Annotated in this window: 15 protein-coding genes; 7 read left to right on the plus strand and 8 right to left on the minus strand. The window is 57.8% G+C overall.

Features of this window, described 5'->3' with window-relative positions; genetic code table 11:
- Positions 1-43: 43 nt before the first annotated feature.
- Complete coding sequence (locus B3I26_RS24570; protein ID WP_296261556.1) at positions 44-571, minus strand: hypothetical protein; 528 nt, start codon at positions 569-571, stop codon at positions 44-46.
- Between the two features lie 447 nt (positions 572-1018).
- Here B3I26_RS24570 and B3I26_RS24575 point away from each other — a divergent pair, with 447 nt between their 5' ends.
- Positions 1019-2443, plus strand: a complete 1425-nt coding sequence (locus B3I26_RS24575; RefSeq protein WP_296261558.1) for an amino acid permease — start codon at positions 1019-1021, stop codon at positions 2441-2443.
- A gap of 11 nt (positions 2444-2454) precedes the next feature.
- Positions 2455-2868 carry an alternative ribosome rescue aminoacyl-tRNA hydrolase ArfB gene (gene arfB, locus B3I26_RS24580; protein WP_296261560.1) on the plus strand — a complete coding sequence of 138 codons (414 nt, stop codon included), beginning with the start codon at positions 2455-2457 and terminating at the stop codon, positions 2866-2868.
- Between the two features lie 100 nt (positions 2869-2968).
- On the opposite strand, the gene B3I26_RS24585 is transcribed toward arfB, so the two are convergent.
- The 6 genes from B3I26_RS24585 to phhA form a co-directional block, all read right to left on the minus strand.
- Entirely contained in the window at positions 2969-4198 is a 1230-nt protein-coding gene (locus tag B3I26_RS24585) for an MFS transporter (RefSeq protein WP_296261561.1), read from the minus strand.
- Positions 4199-4354: 156 nt separating this feature from the next.
- On the minus strand, positions 4355-4534 hold the full coding sequence (locus tag B3I26_RS24590; RefSeq protein WP_120126978.1) for a hypothetical protein: 180 nt from the start codon (positions 4532-4534) through the stop codon (positions 4355-4357).
- An 80-nt stretch (positions 4535-4614) separates the two neighbouring features.
- Entirely contained in the window at positions 4615-4752 is a 138-nt protein-coding gene (locus tag B3I26_RS24595; RefSeq protein ID WP_296261563.1) for a hypothetical protein, read from the minus strand.
- A gap of 342 nt (positions 4753-5094) precedes the next feature.
- Positions 5095-6291: an amino acid aminotransferase gene (locus B3I26_RS24600; RefSeq protein WP_296261565.1), complete on the minus strand. Its 1197-nt coding sequence runs from the start codon at positions 6289-6291 to the stop codon at positions 5095-5097.
- Positions 6292-6663: a 4a-hydroxytetrahydrobiopterin dehydratase gene (locus B3I26_RS24605; RefSeq protein ID WP_296261566.1), complete on the minus strand. Its 372-nt coding sequence runs from the start codon at positions 6661-6663 to the stop codon at positions 6292-6294.
- Positions 6664-6679: 16 nt separating this feature from the next.
- Positions 6680-7483, minus strand: a complete 804-nt coding sequence (phhA, locus tag B3I26_RS24610; RefSeq protein ID WP_296261567.1) for a phenylalanine 4-monooxygenase — start codon at positions 7481-7483, stop codon at positions 6680-6682.
- Positions 7484-7765: 282 nt separating this feature from the next.
- Here phhA and B3I26_RS24615 point away from each other — a divergent pair, with 282 nt between their 5' ends.
- On the plus strand, positions 7766-9319 hold the full coding sequence (locus B3I26_RS24615; protein WP_296261568.1) for a sigma-54-dependent transcriptional regulator: 1554 nt from the start codon (positions 7766-7768) through the stop codon (positions 9317-9319).
- A gap of 118 nt (positions 9320-9437) precedes the next feature.
- Here the strand turns inward: B3I26_RS24615 and B3I26_RS24620 are convergent, their stop codons facing one another.
- Positions 9438-9704 carry a DUF2790 domain-containing protein gene (locus tag B3I26_RS24620; RefSeq protein WP_296261569.1) on the minus strand — a complete coding sequence of 89 codons (267 nt, stop codon included), beginning with the start codon at positions 9702-9704 and terminating at the stop codon, positions 9438-9440.
- A 451-nt stretch (positions 9705-10155) separates the two neighbouring features.
- Between B3I26_RS24620 and acs the strand changes: the two genes are divergently transcribed.
- From acs to B3I26_RS24640, 4 genes are all read left to right on the plus strand, one after another.
- Positions 10156-12111 carry an acetate--CoA ligase gene (gene acs, locus B3I26_RS24625; protein WP_296261570.1) on the plus strand — a complete coding sequence of 652 codons (1956 nt, stop codon included), beginning with the start codon at positions 10156-10158 and terminating at the stop codon, positions 12109-12111.
- Positions 12112-12395: 284 nt separating this feature from the next.
- Positions 12396-15860, plus strand: a complete 3465-nt coding sequence (gene tssI / locus B3I26_RS24630; RefSeq protein WP_296261571.1) for a type VI secretion system tip protein TssI/VgrG — start codon at positions 12396-12398, stop codon at positions 15858-15860.
- Positions 15853-16527, plus strand: a complete 675-nt coding sequence (locus B3I26_RS24635; RefSeq protein WP_296261572.1) for a DUF2931 family protein — start codon at positions 15853-15855, stop codon at positions 16525-16527. Before tssI ends, B3I26_RS24635 begins: the two co-directional genes overlap by 8 nt.
- Before the next feature lie 8 nt (positions 16528-16535).
- On the plus strand, positions 16536-16732 hold a 197-nt coding region (locus tag B3I26_RS24640; RefSeq protein WP_296261574.1), incomplete at its 3' end, for a hypothetical protein.

The raw sequence follows: 16732 nt of genomic DNA on the forward strand, positions 1-16732 counted from the left end.
GCGCCAAGGGTTGCCCTTGGCGCGTCTACTGACTTTGCAACCTTCACGCTTTTTCATAGACCGCCAGCGTGCTGTTGCTGGAGTTAGCAAAATATGCCAACGCGCTGATCGCCTGGTTAACCGCAATCAGACTTTGTCTGCAAACGATGACTGATTCCTGATTGGCATATTGAGGATATGCATTAAAAAATGCCACGTTGTCTTCAAGCATTTCGTTAAACATGGCAATCGCGTTAAACTTTTTATCTGTGTCGGTTTCCTCTCCGTTAACGTCGAATGCCAGATTGCCTCCAATAAGGGATCCGCAAACTCGATCAGTTATCAGGTCGTGTTTGTAAAGTGCGGCCGCGATTGTTTTTAATTCATCGGTGCTAACGTTAGTCATGTCATAGCCTTTCAAGAACTTTTTTAAATCATTAATATTTTCTTGGTTGTTAAGTTTCAGCGTTCGAGCCGCTTCATACTCTGATGTGATTGTGAATTCGGTTTTGACCTGGTTGGGATTTTTGATGTGATACCCATCGTCCTGTTTACTCAGGCTTACATTTGCACCGGTTATCGAAATAGCCATTTTTATTTCCTCCATGATGTTGTCGTGCGGCAGCTGTCTCGATTCGAATATTAGCTTTCTGTCACGGTCCTTACAACCTAATACCTTGACCCATTTCATTGTCCATGCATGGGCAGCGCAGTTCACGATGAAATAAGTGTTTATGCAGCACAGTTTAGTCAAACAATAGAGAACAGATGCATTTAATATTATCGGGCTGTTATCTGTCGTGTAACTTACATCCTTTGCAAACCCTCCTCATTCGACGCGCCTGTGGCTGACCGAGCGCGCAGGTTTTCTCGGCCATCGGCACGCGTGACGGTGTACAATGCGCGGCGTTTTTTCTGTGATCCATCGGCGTATGGACGCCACAAAAATTCGGGGTTATCCGCTCCGTTTCACTCCGCCGCGTCATGAGCGCGTCGGGTTCGATTCCGTCACAGACAAGAACAACAAGGTGACTATTCAATGAGTGAACACATGTCCCATTCGGGAGACTTGAAGCGTGGTCTCAAAAACCGTCATATCCAGCTGATCGCTCTGGGCGGCGCCATCGGCACCGGCCTGTTCCTGGGCTCGGCTGGCGTTCTCAAATCGGCGGGTCCGTCGATGATTCTTGGCTATGCCCTATGCGGCTTCATTGCCTTCATGATCATGCGCCAGTTGGGCGAAATGATTGTCGAAGAGCCGGTCGCCGGGTCCTTCAGCCACTTTGCACATAAGTACTGGGGCGGTTTCGCGGGTTTTCTGTCCGGTTGGAACTGCTGGGTGCTGTACATTCTGGTGGGCATGTCTGAACTGACCGCCGTTGGTAAGTACATCCAGTACTGGTGGCCGGAGATTCCGGCGTGGGCATCGGCTGCAGTGTTCTTCGTGATGATCAACGTCATCAACCTGGCCAACGTCAAGGTATTCGGCGAGGCCGAGTTCTGGTTCGCGATCATCAAGGTCGTGGCCATATTGGGCATGATCGCCCTGGGCAGTTATATGCTGGTCAGCGGCAGCGGAGGGCCCCATGCCGCGGTGAGCAACCTGTGGTCACACGGCGGTTTCTTCCCTAACGGGGTGAGCGGTCTGGTGATGGCCCTGGCGTTCATCATGTTCTCCTTCGGCGGCCTGGAAATGCTCGGTTTCACCGCAGCCGAGGCCGATCAGCCAAAGGTCATCATCCCCAAGGCCATTAATCAGGTGATCTACCGCATCCTGATTTTCTACATCGGCTCGCTGGTGGTGTTGCTTTCGCTGACGCCGTGGGATGCGCTGCTGGCTGACTTGAGCGCGTCAGGCGATGCCTACAGCGGCAGCCCGTTCGTGCATGTGTTTTCGATGCTGGGCAGCACCACCGCTGCGCACATTCTCAACTTCGTGGTGCTGACGGCAGCGCTGTCGGTCTACAACAGCGGCACCTACTGCAATGCGCGGATGCTGTTTGGCATGGCCGAGCAGGGCGACGCACCGCAGTCGCTGGCCCGGGTTGATGGCCGTGGAGTGCCGGTGCGAGCCATTCTGGTGTCGGCGGCGGTGACGCTGATTGCCGTGTTGCTCAACTACCTGATTCCACAAAACGCGCTGGAGCTGCTGATGTCGCTGGTCGTCGCGACACTGGTGATCAACTGGGCGATGATCAGCTACTCGCACCTCAAGTTCCGTCAACACATGGCGCGCCAGGGCCTGCAGCCGTTGTTCAAGGCGCTGTGGTACCCGTACGGCAATTACCTGTGCCTGGCGTTCGTGGTGCTGATCCTGGCAATCATGCTGATGATTCCGGGGATCCAGGTGTCGGTGTACGCGATCCCGGTCTGGCTCGTGGCGATGTGGGTGTTCTACGTGATCAAGAACAAACGCCGTGCCGAGGCAGAATCGATGGCGCAACGAACGTCGATCATCAAGTAAGGCGGCTGCCCGTGCTGGTTATCTCCAATAACGTTCACCTGCCTGACCATGAAGTCGAACTGACGGCGATCCGTGCTCAGGGCGCGGGCGGGCAGAACGTCAATAAGGTGTCCAGCGCGGTGCATCTGCGTTTCGACATCCATGCGTCGTCATTGCCGCCGTTCTACAAGGAGCGGCTGCTGGTGTTGCGTGACAGTCGAATCACCGGCGACGGGGTGGTGATCATCAAGGCCCAGCAATACCGTACGCAGGAGCAGAACCGTGCCGATGCATTGGAACGGCTGAGCGAGCTGATCGTCAGTGCGGCCAAGGTGGAGAAGAAGCGTCGTCCTACCAAACCGACCTTGGGCTCCAAGACCCGCAGACTGGAATCCAAGTCCAAGCGCGGGTCGATCAAGGCCGGGCGCGGCAAAGTGGATTTCTGACTGGCTGCCGAGATTCCCTATAGCAGCAGCGCTACTTGCCGGTGGCGATCTCAAACACGCTGCCGCCGGCATGCCGTGCTGCTACCTAGGTCCGGCAGGATTACAGATCGGTGACGTTATCCCGTATCGCTTTCGCTTGCTTGTACAGGTACACGCTCAACCCCACCCCCGCCAGCGACGCCAGTGCCGCAAACAGGAAAATCGAGGCGAAGCCGAAGCCTGCGGCCACAGCGCCCGCCACCGGGCCGGTGATCCCAAGCGACAGGTCAATGAACAGTGAGTAGGCACCTACCGCCGCGCCACGGCTGGAAGCCGGTACCAGGTTCACGGCCTCGACCCCCAGCGCCGGGAAGACCAGGGAGAAACCAAAGCCCGTCAGCGCGGCACCTGCCAGCGCCAGATTGGGATTGGGCGCCAGCCACAATAGCAGCAGTCCCAATGCCTCAACTGACAGACACGCGATTGCCACGCGAAAGCCGCCGATACGGTTGATCATGTTGCCGAACAACAGTCGCGCACCGATGAAGCAGGCGCCGAACAGGCTCAGGCACAACACCGCATTCGGCCAAGTGTGGCTGGCGTAATACAGGGTGACGAACGTCGCGATGGTGCCAAAGCCGATCGAGCCCAGTGCAAGGCCGGTACCGTGAGGCAGCACGCGACCCAGCACGTGCAGGAAGGGCATGCGCTCGCCATGAACGATCGGTGCCGGGGTTTTGTTCCAGGCCAGGGAAATGCCCAGCGCCGCCAGCAGAATGATGCTGACCCCCATGCTCCACAAGCCCAACGCGTTGACCAGCACGACCCCCAGTGGCGCACCAATGGCCAGCGCGCCGTAACTGGCAATACCGTTCCAGGAAATCACCTTGGCCGTGTTCGCCGCGCCGACCCGGCCAATGCCCCAACCAATGGAGCCCGAGCCGACCAGACTTTCCGCGCTGCCCAGCACCAGCCGGCCAACGAACAGGCTGATCAGGCTGACCATCGGCCAGGCATCGAACCAGCCGGCGAGCAACATGAACACGCCGCTCAGGCCGCAGCCGAACAGCCCTATGATCACGGCTTTCTTGGGGCCTTTGTTATCGATGATGCGCCCGGCGTGGGGGCGGCTGAGCAGGGTAGCCAGGTACTGGACACTGATCACCAGACCTGCGGTTACCGCACCGAAGCCAAGGTCGGTGTGCACATAGCCTGGCAACACCGCCAGGGGAATGCCGATGTTCAGGTAACCGATGAACGTGAACAGAACGATAGAGACGACTTGCAGTGTGACCGCTATGGGTCTTTGTTCGGCAGGTCGTTGGGGGGCGGCGCTCGAAGCGTCTGGCATGGGCATCAATCCAGGAATTACGACAGGGCAAGTGTAGCGGGGCAGAGGCTCAATGCAGCGTGGACGCTTGAAAGCCAAGCGATGCTGCACATGACGGCGCTTTTCCGTTAATGGCAGCCGTTGGTTGAACTGCGTGGAAAGCAGCCAATGGAGTCATTATTCGGCGGCGGGTGCCACAAGCTGCGTGGTCACCAAGGCGGCAAGGGCGTTTTCCTGGGTGCCGAAGCGTGCCAGTAAAGCCTGCTGTTTTTCCGGGCTCAGGCGGGCCCAGATTTCGATCATCTTCTCGGCCGTGCCAATCAGGGCTTGGGCCTGGGTTTCGGTGAATTCGGTCATGGGTATCGGGTCTCGGAACGTTTCAGCCCTTATGGAAGTACGCCTCATAGACGCTCTTGCATAGGGGCTGAAATCAGCCTTCAGCGATGGCTTTGGGCTTTCTTGCTTTCACTGCTTTTTGCGCCGGCTTTCATCTCGATCGGCTGACCGAGTTCCTGACGGGCTGCTGCGCTTTGCTGGGTTTGGCTTGGGAAGGGGAAGTTTGGGATTTCATGCATATCGTCGCTCCTCACAAGTTTTTTTGCTGTTGATTCACACAGCGCGTCCAAAAACGCCAAAGGAGGATACAGCACAACAAATGACAAACAGACTTTTTATGCGGCGCCGTTGGTCATCTGGTGGCCAAATTTCATCATCGCAGGTCGCGATGCACGCCGTTTCTGCCCTGAGGCGTGGGGCGGGCTTGCCGACGATCTGGCGCGAAACAGCAGCAAACTCAGCGATGGTGGTGGGTCAGAGTGTTCACTGTCGCTGATGTCGCCGCCGGTCCCCCACTCGATCACCGGCAAGTCAGGCCGCCACGCCCTCCGGGCAGAAGCGGCAGGGACTTCAGAAACGCTTCAGCCCGCACAAACCGCTGCAAACGCCGCCGCCAGTGCATCCAGCCGCGCAGCGTCGATACCTGCCACGTTGGCCCGCCCCGCTGCGACCATGTACACGCTGTGTTCATCGCGCAGGCGTGCGACTTGATCGTCGTTCATGCCGGTGTAGGAGAACATGCCGCGTTGCACGGCGATGTGTGCGAAGCGTTCGCCCAGACCCAGCGGTGTCAGCGCCTCGACGAGCCCTCTGCGCAGTTGCGCAATGCGCGTGCGCATTGCCTCGACCTCTTCGGTCCACAAGGCTTTGAGCTGCGAATCGCCGAGAATCTCGGCGACCACCGCTGCGCCATGATCCGGCGGGTTGGACCACAGGTTGCGTGCCGTCGCCGACAGTTGGCTGCGCACATCCGCAAGCTTCTCACTGCTGTCGGCGCACACCAGCAGCGCGCCGGTGCGTTCGCGGTACAGGCCGAAGTTCTTCGAGCAGGAACTGGTGATCAGCAGTTCAGGCAGCTCGCTGGCAAACAGGCGAACTGCCCATGCGTCCGCTTCCAGACCCTCACCGAACCCCTGGTAGGCGAAGTCGATCAGCGGCAGCAGGTTGCGACGTTTAACGATTTCCAGCACCTGATACCAGTCATCGTGGCTGAGGTCGAACCCGGTGGGGTTGTGGCAGCACGCGTGCAACAACACCACGTCACCTTCCGGGACCGTGTTCAGCGTCTCGAGCATGGCCGATACGTTGAGTGTGTTGTCGCTGCCTACGTACGGGTAGTGATTGACCATCAGTCCTGCGGCGGCGTAGATGGTCTCGTGAATCGGCCAGGTCGGATCGCTTAGCCAGATGCCTTTGCCCGGCAGGCAATTGGCGATGAAATCAGCCGACAGGCGCAGCGCTCCGGTGCCGCCAGGGGTTTGGGTGGCGCCAACGCGTTTTTGCTGAATCAGTGACGAATCGGCACCCATGACCAATTCACAGATCAGCGTGCCAAAGCGTGGCTCGCCATGACCACCGATATAACTCTTGGTCGGCTGCGAATCCACCAGACGCTGCTCGGCCAACTTCACCGCGCGCGGAATGGTGGTCAAGCCCTGCGCGTCCTTGTAGACGCCTACGCCCAGATCGAACTTGTTCGGGTTGGGGTCTTTGGCATAGGCCTGGATCAAGCCCAGAATCGGATCGTCGGGTACGCGCTGAATCAGTGAAAAATGCATTTACTTACGGCCCTCGGCACCTGTGGCCACCTCGTCGGTGCGGGCGGCCATGATGAAGTCGTTGCGGTGCAGCCCTTTGATCGAATGGCTCCACCAGGTCACGGTCACCTTGCCCCATTCGGTCAGAAGACCGGGGTGATGACCTTCGGCTTCGGCAATTTCGCCGACCGCGTTGGTAAACGCCAGCGCAAATTTGAAATTCTTGAACGTGAAGATCTTTTCCAGCTGCATCACGCCGTCACGGATTTCGATATTCCAGTCCGGAATCTGCCGCAACAGTTGCGGCAGTTCGCCCTCGCTGACTTGCGGGGCATCGGCGCGGCAGGCTTCACAGCGGGCCTGACTCAATGGGCTAGTGTTCGAGGCGGTCATAAAAAGGTGTCCTTGTTCAGGCGGCGTTTGGTTTAGGTGGCTGCATTTTCGGGGCGAAGCGTGGCGCGTGCAGGCCCAGCTGTGTCGCGGACTGAACCATGCCCATGATGTCTTGCTGAGCGAGGTCGAACAGCCGCTTGAGGTCTGGTAGTACAAAGTAAAGGGGTTGCAGAATGTCGATCCGATACGGCGTGCGCATGGCTTCTATTGGGTCAAAGTGCTGGTGTTCCGGGGTTGACGACAGGCTGTAAACCGTCTCCTTGGGCGAGGAAAGAATCCCGCCGCCATAGATCTTGCGGCCCTGCGCGGTTTCCACCAGCCCGAACTCGATGGTCATCCAGTAAAGGCGGGCCAGATACACGCGCTGCTCTTTGCTGGCTGCCAGGCCGAGCTTGCCATAGGTGTGGGTGAATTCTGCAAACCATGGGTTGGTCAGCAACGGGCAGTGCCCGAAAACTTCATGAAAGATATCGGGCTCTTGCAGGTAGTCCAGCTCTTCTGCGGTGCGAATAAAAGTGGCCACCGGAAAGCGCTTGCTGGCCAGCAGTTCGAAAAAGGTCTGAAAGGGAATTAATGCCGGGACCCGCGCCACTTGCCAGCCGGTGGTGGCAGCCAGCACCTGATTGATTTCGTCCAGTTGCGGGATTCGATCGTGGGGCAGATTCAGTTGCTCGATGCCGTCGAGGTATTCCTGACAGGCACGGCCTTCGATCACCTTCAGTTGGCGTGTGATCAGGGTGTTCCACACTGCATGTTCAGTGTCCGGGTAATGGATGAAGCCGGTGGCGTCCGGTTCACGGGCGAGGTACTGCGTGTTCATGCTGCTCTCCTGAATGGCTTGTTTTTATCTGGAGCAATGCGGGTGCAGGTTCGTCCCTGCGTAGCGCCATGAATAACCTTTCACAGCCGCTCGCGGTGGCGGCCTTCTCTCGTTCTGCCCGTTCAATCCAGGCTCAGCCGTAAAGAAAACCTGACAGATGACGGCCTGCGTGCGCGACACTGCGATATTCCGGTATCGAGGGGCCTTGCGCTGTAACGACTTCTTGACGATAAAATTCGCATTACTACAAAAAGTCCGCTCGTTTAGAGGAGTTGCCTCAGCATGCGTATCAAAGTGCATTGTCAGAATCGCATCGGTATTCTGCGCGATATCCTCGAGTTGCTGGTCGCCTACGGTGTCAACGTTTTGAGTGGCGAAGTAGGGGGCGAGCAGGGTGATGCGATCTATCTGCGTTGCCCGAATCTGATCAACCTGCAATTTCAGGCTTTGGTGCCCAGGTTTGAAACGATCCCAGGGGTTTTCGGCGTTAAACGCGTGGGATTGATGCCTAGCGAGCGTCGGCACATGGAGCTGAATGCGTTGCTTGGTGCACTGGAGTTCCCGGTGCTGTCCATCGACATGGGCGGCTCGATCGTCGCGGCGAACAGGGCGGCGGCGCAACTGCTAGGCGTGCGGGTCGACGAGGTGCCCGGGATCGCGCTGTCACGCTATGCCGAAGACTTCGACCTGCCGCAACTGATACGCGTCAATCGTTCGCGCATCAACGGCTTGCGGGTCAAGGTCAAGGGCGACGTTTTCCTTGCCGACATCGCGCCGCTGCAATCCGAACATGAAGACAGCGAGGCGATGGCTGGCGCCGTGCTGACCCTGCATCGCGCCGATCGGGTCGGAGAGCACATTTATAACGTGCGCAAGCAGGAACTGCGCGGCTTCGACAGTATCTTCCAGAGTTCGAAGGTGATGGCTGCGGTGGTGCGTGAAGCCCGGCGCATGGCCCCATTGGATGCACCATTATTAATAGAAGGGGAAACCGGCACGGGCAAGGAGTTGCTGGCGCGGGCCTGCCACCTGGCGAGTCCTAGGGGCCAGTCACCGATGATGGCGCTCAATTGCGCGGGGCTTTCCGAATCCATGGCCGAGACCGAGCTGTTTGGCTACGGGCCGGGCGCGTTCGAAGGTGCCCGGGCCGAAGGCAAGCTGGGCCTGCTGGAACTGACCGCTGGCGGTACGCTGTTCCTCGACGGCGTAGCCGAAATGAGCGCGCGATTGCAGGCGAAACTGCTGCGCTATCTGCAGGAAGGCTGCTTTCGCCGCGTCGGCAGCGATGAAGAGGTGTACCTGGACGTGCGGGTCATTTGTGCCACCCAGGTCGATCTTTCCGAGCTGTGCGCGCGCGGAGAATTCCGCCAGGATCTCTATCACCGTCTGAATGTGCTTTCGCTGCATATTCCGCCGCTTCGAGAGTGTCTCGACGGCCTGGACCCGTTGGTTCAGCACTTTCTCGATCAGGCCAGTCGGCAGATTGGTTGTGCCTTGCCCCATATCGTGCCGGCTGCGCTCCAGCGTCTGCGCCAATATCACTGGCCTGGCAACGTGCGACAGTTGGAAAACGTGCTGTTTCAGGCGGTGTCATTATGTGAGGGAGGCCTGGTCAAGGCCGAACATATCCGCCTGCCGGATTACGGCGTGCGTCAGCCACTGGGAGATTTTTCACTGGAGGGGGGGCTGGAAGATATTATCGGGCGTTTCGAAAAAGCAGTGCTCGAGCAACTTTATAACGCACACCCGAGCAGCCGGTTACTGGGAAAGCGATTGGGTGTATCCCACACAACGATTGCCAATAAGTTGAAGAACTATGAAGTCGGGCGCCAATAACTGTCGCCGTAACTTGCAATTAACCGATTGGCTGCAGTACCGCTTGCCCAGGCGGCGATTGTTAATACAACGCCGTCGGCAAGCTGTACGGTTACAGCACTTAACGTTCTACCCGTCATTAACCATTACTGCATCCGTTGCCCATGACCATGTACTCCATGACATGGCGCTGGCCCTTAGAGTCATCGTATGTCATGTGCTGTGGAACGACGCGGCAGACATTGGGCACCTCATCCACCGAGATGACCTTGGCGATGTCCAGCTTGGTTGAGTACGCGTAGTGTTCGACGCGTTGTTGCTGTGCAGCAACTTTGGCGCCAGATTCTTCTGCCATTGCCATGGCGCTGAAACCACAAAGAGCCATTACAACCAGTGCAGCTTTCATTACAAGTTTCCTCTGAGTTGCTTCGTCAACGCGGCCGAACAGCCCATTGCGTTCGGCCGGGTGCGCAAAACCCTTGTAGGGCTTTGTGTGAAGCCAGTGATTAGCAAGTTAAGTTGCGTGATCGACCAGCCGACGTGTGGGGGGCTATGGGGGTCAATCAGTTGCCGTGTTGGCGGAATGAATTCTATGCCCCTGCCTGAAAGTTATATAGAAACCATTTTGATAAAGACTGTTGAGCGTTTCGTTAACAATCGCTGAGCCTGCGTGATGGTGCGGCGCTGGTCGGCTTTCGGGGGTAGCGCCAGGATGAAGAATTTGCCATGAGCGGGGCACTTCCGGGGGTTTCAGCGTTATGCTGAGGTCCGGTAAGACCATCGTCGAATGGCTTTCAGGGCCATCGGCAGATACAACACGGTCATAAAACAACAACATTTTCACCGAGGTAAGAAAGATGAGTGCGGCTTCCCTGTACCCCGTCCGCCCTGAAGTGGCAGCAAATACGCTCACTGACGAAGCGACCTACAAGGCCATGTACCAGCAGTCGGTGGTCAACCCCGATGGCTTCTGGCGTGAGCAGGCCCAGCGCCTGGATTGGATCAAGCCTTTCACCACCGTCAAACAGACCTCCTTCGACGATCACCGCGTCGACATCAAGTGGTTCGCCGATGGCACCTTGAACGTTTCCTACAACTGCCTGGATCGTCATCTGGCCGAACGCGGCGATCAAATCGCAATCATCTGGGAAGGCGACGATCCTTCCGAAAGCCGCAACATCACGTACCGCGAATTGCACGAAGAAGTGTGCAAGTTCGCCAACGCCCTGCGCGGCCAGGATGTGCACCGCGGCGACGTGGTCACCATCTATATGCCGATGATCCCGGAAGCGGTGGTCGCCATGCTCGCCTGCGCGCGCATCGGGGCGATTCATTCGGTGGTGTTCGGTGGCTTCTCGCCGGAGGCCCTGGCCGGTCGCATTATCGACTGTGAATCCAAAGTGGTGATCACTGCCGACGAGGGCCTGCGAGGTGGCAAGCGCACGGCGCTCAAAGCCAACGTCGACCGCGCCTTGACCAACCCTGAAACCAGCAGCGTGCAGAAAGTCATCGTGTGCAAGCGCACCGGCGGCGACATCGAGTGGAACCGCCATCGTGACATCTGGTACCACGCTTTGCTGGAAGTGGCTTCCAGCACCTGTGCGCCGAAAGAAATGGGCGCTGAAGAGTCGCTGTTCATTCTTTACACCTCGGGCTCGACCGGTAAACCCAAGGGCGTGCTTCACACCACGGCAGGTTATCTGCTGTACGCCGCACTGACCCATGAGCGCGTATTCGATTACAAGCCCGGCGAAGTCTATTGGTGCACCGCCGACGTGGGTTGGGTCACCGGCCACAGCTACATTGTCTATGGCCCATTGGCCAACGGCGCGACCACGCTGCTGTTTGAAGGCGTGCCCAATTACCCGGATATCACCCGCGTCTCGAAAATTGTCGACAAGCATAAGGTCAACATCCTTTACACCGCGCCCACGGCCATCCGCGCGATGATGGCCGAGGGTACCAAGGCAGTTGAAGGCGCTGACGGTTCAAGCCTGCGTTTGCTGGGTTCGGTGGGTGAGCCGATCAATCCCGAGGCCTGGAACTGGTACTACAACACCGTCGGCAAGCAGAACTGCCCGATCGTTGACACTTGGTGGCAGACCGAAACCGGCGGCATTCTGATCAGCCCGCTCCCAGGCGCAACGGCGCTCAAACCGGGTTCGGCGACCCGTCCTTTCTTCGGTGTGATCCCAGCGCTGGTGGATAATCTGGGTAATCTTATCGACGGTGCGGCGGAGGGTAACCTGGTGATTCTCGACTCCTGGCCGGGTCAATCGCGCAGTCTGTATGGCGACCATGACCGCTTCGTCGACACCTACTTCAAGACGTTCCGCGGCATGTACTTCACCGGCGACGGTGCCCGTCGTGACGAAGACGGCTATTACTGGATCACCGGCCGAGTGGACGACGTGCTCAATGTTTCCGGCCATCGCATGGGCACTGCCGAGATCGAAAGCGCAATGGTCGCTCACCCGAAGGTCGCCGAGGCTGCGGTGGTCGGTGTGCCTCACGACCTGAAAGGGCAGGGCATTTATGTCTACGTGACGCTCAATGGGGGCGAAGTGCCGGACGAGGCTCTGCGCATTGAACTGCGCAACTGGGTGCGCAAGGAAATCGGCCCGATTGCCTCGCCTGACGTGATTCAGTGGGCCCCGGGGCTGCCGAAGACTCGCTCGGGCAAGATTATGCGGCGCATCCTGCGCAAGATTGCGACCGGCGAGTACGATGCACTCGGTGACATCTCCACGTTGGCCGATCCAGGCGTGGTGGCGCATCTGGTAGAGACCCACAAGACCATGAACGTCGCCTGACGTTTAGGGACCTGAAACGCCCCGTCCGGTGAAAGCCGGGCGGGGCGTTTTTGTTTGTCTGGCGATTGCTCTTGTTGGAGGCAAGCACCCAGATGCGTACGCTCTCAAACGCATCCTCTGACCCGATGAAATGACTCTTCATCTACGATTTCCGAATTTTCGGAAACGTCCTGCATACCTTCTTCAACCTCCTTGTTAGGGTGCTCGCAAATGTGAGTTTGCTCAGGCCACGGACGGGCATGGGAATCGCGTTTTGTCTTTTCTTGAATCTTAGGGACAAGCCCATGTTCTCGCCTCTCAACGCCGCGCAATTCACGCTTCGGATCCCTGCCATACGCAATGACTTCAAAGTGCTCGCTTTTGATGGCCTTGAAGTCATCAGCGACCTCTACGCCATTGAAGTCGAACTGGTCAGCGAGTACCCGGATTTCGATCTCGAAAGCCTGCTCAGTCAGCCTGCTTTTCTTGAGTTTGGTTTAAATGGGGAGGGAATTCACGGGCGCGTCGAAAATGTGCGAATCGGCGAGCCGGGCAAGCGTTTGACCCGGTACCAACTGACTTTGGTGCCTGTGCTGCACTATCTGCAGTTCAGCTTTAATCAGCGCATTTTTCAACAGATGACGGTCCCGCAGATCATTGCGCAGGTTCTCAAACAGCATGGCATCCTGGCCGATGCGTATACCTTTCGCACCAGGACCAGCACCGAGCGCGATTACTGCACGCAGTATCTGGAAAGCGACTTCCGGCTCATTCAGCGCTTGTGCGCTGAGGACGGGATTGCCTGGCATTACCAGCACAGCCCGGATGGCCACCACCTGATATTCACCGATGACCAGACCGGGTTTTCCAAACTGGGCGCCACGGCCTATCTGCAAGACTCCGGCATGGCAGCAGATCACCCGGTGATCAGCCAGTTTTCGATGCGTTTCAGCACCCGTACCAGCAGTACCACTCGCCGGCACTACACCTTCGAACGCCCCACCCTGTTGCGTGAAAGCCGATCCCAGGCCCCTTTCAAGCCTGCACTCGAGGACTACCGCTACCCTGAGCCGTTCGAGAATGAAGAGCACGGCAACCTGCTTGCCCGACAGGCCCTTGAACGACACCGTGTCGATTATCAATTGTCCGAAGGTGAGAGCGATCAGCCCGTTTTGCGCAGCGGCCACTTTTTTGACCTGACCGACCACCCGCGCAAAAAGTGCAACGACTTGTGGCTGTTGATCGGAGTCCATCACACCGGCAAACAACCTCAGGCGCTTGAGGAGTCGGTCGCCGGTAACAACAACCCCAAGGAAGGCTTTACCCAGGGCTATCGCAACACGTTCAGCGCCATCGCCGGGCACGTGTTCTACCGTCCCCCGATACCCGCGCCCCGCCCCGTGCTGGTTGCCCAAACCGCCCAAGTGACCGGGCCTGCCGGAGAAGAAATCTTCTGCGACGAATATGGGCGGCTCAAGGTCGAGTTTCATTGGGACCGTGCCGAGCTAGGCAGCGACAAAAGCAGTTGCTGGCTACGGGTGTCATCCAGCTGGGCGGGGGATGGTTTTGGCACGGTGATCATTCCACGCATCGGCATGGAAGTGGTGGTGACCTTTCTGGAAGGTAACCCCGATAAACCGCTGATCACCGGGTGTGTGCCGAACAAGGTCACGGCGGTGCCCTATTCGCTGCCCGACAACAAAACCAAAACCGTGCTGCGCAGCCATAGTTCACCGGCCAGCGGCGGCTACAACGAGCTGTCGATCGAAGACCGTGCCGGGCAGGAGAAAATCTACCTGCGAGCCCAGCGTGACCTTGAGCAGAAAGTCGAACACGACTCGCTGCTGGAAGTGGGCAACGAACGCCACGAAACCATTAAGGGCAACAGCATTGTGGTGCTGGAAGCCGAGGATCAACGTACCGTCACGGCAGACCGCAAGGTCCAGCTCAACGCCAATGATTATTTGGACGTGGCCCAGAGCAGCCACACCCGCGTCGGGAAAACGCTGGTAGTTGAGGCGGGACAACAGGTGCACCTCAAGTCCGGGGCCAACATCGTTCTGGATGCCGGGGCGAGCATCACCTTGAAAGGTGGTGGTCAGCACATCGTCATCGGGCCGGGCGGGATATTCAGCAGCACCGAGATACAACTCGGCGGTGCGCCTGCCAAAGGCGCTGCTGCCGTTGCGCCGGCACCTGGAATGCGACCGGCGCCATCCGAGCCACGACTCTTCGCACCACCGTTCATCATGGCCGCAGCCAAACGATTCGGCTCGGATTTTTGCCCGCTGTTGGAACTCACCGAAGACGACATGGGGATAGAAGAAGAGGAAGAAGAAGTCGAGCTGGAGCAGTTGATCACGCTGCGCATCGGCATGTTTTTCGATGGCACCGGTAACAACCGGGAAAATACTGAAAAGGTCGAGAGCTGCTTTGCCCGCGACGTGCATCTGGGGGCGTCGGCTGAGGCCCTTCGCCAGTTCTGTTCGACATATGGTTTTGACGGTAACGGAAGTGCGCCCGATGACAGTCATGGGAACGACAGCAGCAATGTGGCTAAGTTGTACGAGCTTTATAAGGACGATAGCGATACGCGAATTCCAGATGAGGAGACAGAGGCATCACTGCGTATTTACATTGAGGGCATTGGCACCAGCAGCACCACAGCCGACTCTAAATATTCCTCAGCCACTGGGCTCGGCGCACAAGGCGTCAGAACCCGCGTAGAGGAAAGTCCTGCACTTTTCATCAAAGCCCTCCGAACCTTTTGGCAGAATAACCCCGACAAGCGCATCAAACGCATTGAATTCGACATTTTCGGGTTCAGCCGGGGCGCCGCGGCAGCCAGGGATTTTGCCAATGAGGTATTAAAGGGCGATGGCAGTATTCTGGCAAAAGCCTTGCCCGCCGGATCACCTGTTTTGGCTGACAACTTCGTGTGGCGGCCGCAAACAGACTTCTGCATCAACTACATCGGCATCTTTGACACGGTCGCGGCGATTTCCGGTTGGATGCACGGGGACTTCAGCGGCCATAACGCCAACAACCCCGGCATCAATATCCGCCTGTCGCCGAATGCCGCGAGAAAGATCGTGCACCTGATTGCCAAGGACGAACACCGCTACAACTTCTCGCTGAACAAAACCGACGCCGACATCGCCTTGCCTGGCGTGCATTCCGATCTGGGCGGCGGTTACCGGCCTGACATGGTCGAACGCGTGCTGCTCAGCAAACCCAGCCACGAAATGCTCCACTCGGCGCTCAAGAGCAGCACCCTTCACAAAATCGTCAAGGAACAACTGGAAAAACTCCGTGCACGCTATTCCCGTTACGACCTGCCGCTGGAAATAAGCCAGTGGGATGAAGACATCGTTTCAAATGTCAGAGGCGACCGCTCCCGCGCCAAACGGGTTCATGCCGCCGTCAGCGTTCAGCGCGAGGTGCGCAATGATCTGGCACTCGTCTACCTGCGCATCATGCGCGAGCTAGCGGTGCAACACGGCGTGCCTTTTGACGATATCGACGAAAGCGACACAAGACTGGCACTGCCGGATGAACTTGTGCCCATCGCCCAAAAGCTGATGGCCTATGCCCAAGGCAAAACCACGTCCTACGGCCTGAGCGAGGCAGAAGAACGTCTGCTTTATAAGCGTTACGTGCACCTCTCTTCGCACTGGAACCCCGTCACTCATCGCAACGCAGAGAGGGATGTCTTGTTTATCAACCGTCCCGGTGAAAACGACCTGCGCACGGAGCACCCCAATGAATAAGCTTTTGTCGCTCGTCCTGTCGGTACTGATACTCAGCGGCTGTACTTCGGGGAACCGAAGCTCATTGCCCTATGACGCTTGGCGATTGGGCTTTTTTGCACCGGATTACATGGAGGTCTGGATCGAGACCGCTGATACCTACGGCATCAACGGAATGGTGCGTATCCGCGCAGTCGGTGGTTATCCCGCGATGGGATATCCCCGCGCTTTCAGCAACGGTAATCCAGAGGTATTTAGAGGTGACCCAAAGGGCTGGCCTGAGCGAGTGGGCTGGGGCGCAGGCAAATACGTCAAGGGCGCCGACCTGCCCAAGCAAATCTACGTGCGCTGGCAATCGCTGGTGGAACCGCAGACCTATCACACGCGCATCGACATCCCCGAATCGATCCGGGACATCATGCGCAAAGGAGAAAAAGCGTTCTGTCGTGCTGACGGAAAATGGATCACTGACTACCGCGAAGCCATCGTCATCGGCCTGGCCCCCGGTGGCATCGCCAAGGCTTGGGTGACAGGACCCTGCTTGTCGCCCATCGAGATCGCAAGGGTACAGGCCAAAGTCGATCCAACCGGGCCAAATGACGGCGAGTCAAATGGCAAATATGACCCTCCCTCAGCGGAATCGAGAGCGTACATCGAGAAATTCGGTGTCCCGTATGGCTCGTGGTGACTGCCTGCATGAATAAACCTGTGGCACCGGTTACAGCGAAAAAGATCGTGCACCCGGTTGCCAAGAACGAACACCGCTACAACTTCGCGCTGAACAAAACCGACGCCGACATCGCGCTGCCTGATAAGCGTTACGTGCACCTCTCTTCGCACTGGAACCCTATCACTCATCGCAACGCAGAGAGGGATGTCTTGTTTATCAACCG

The organism is Pseudomonas sp. UBA5706 (genome assembly GCF_002419965.1).
GTDB lineage: Bacteria > Pseudomonadota > Gammaproteobacteria > Pseudomonadales > Pseudomonadaceae > Aquipseudomonas.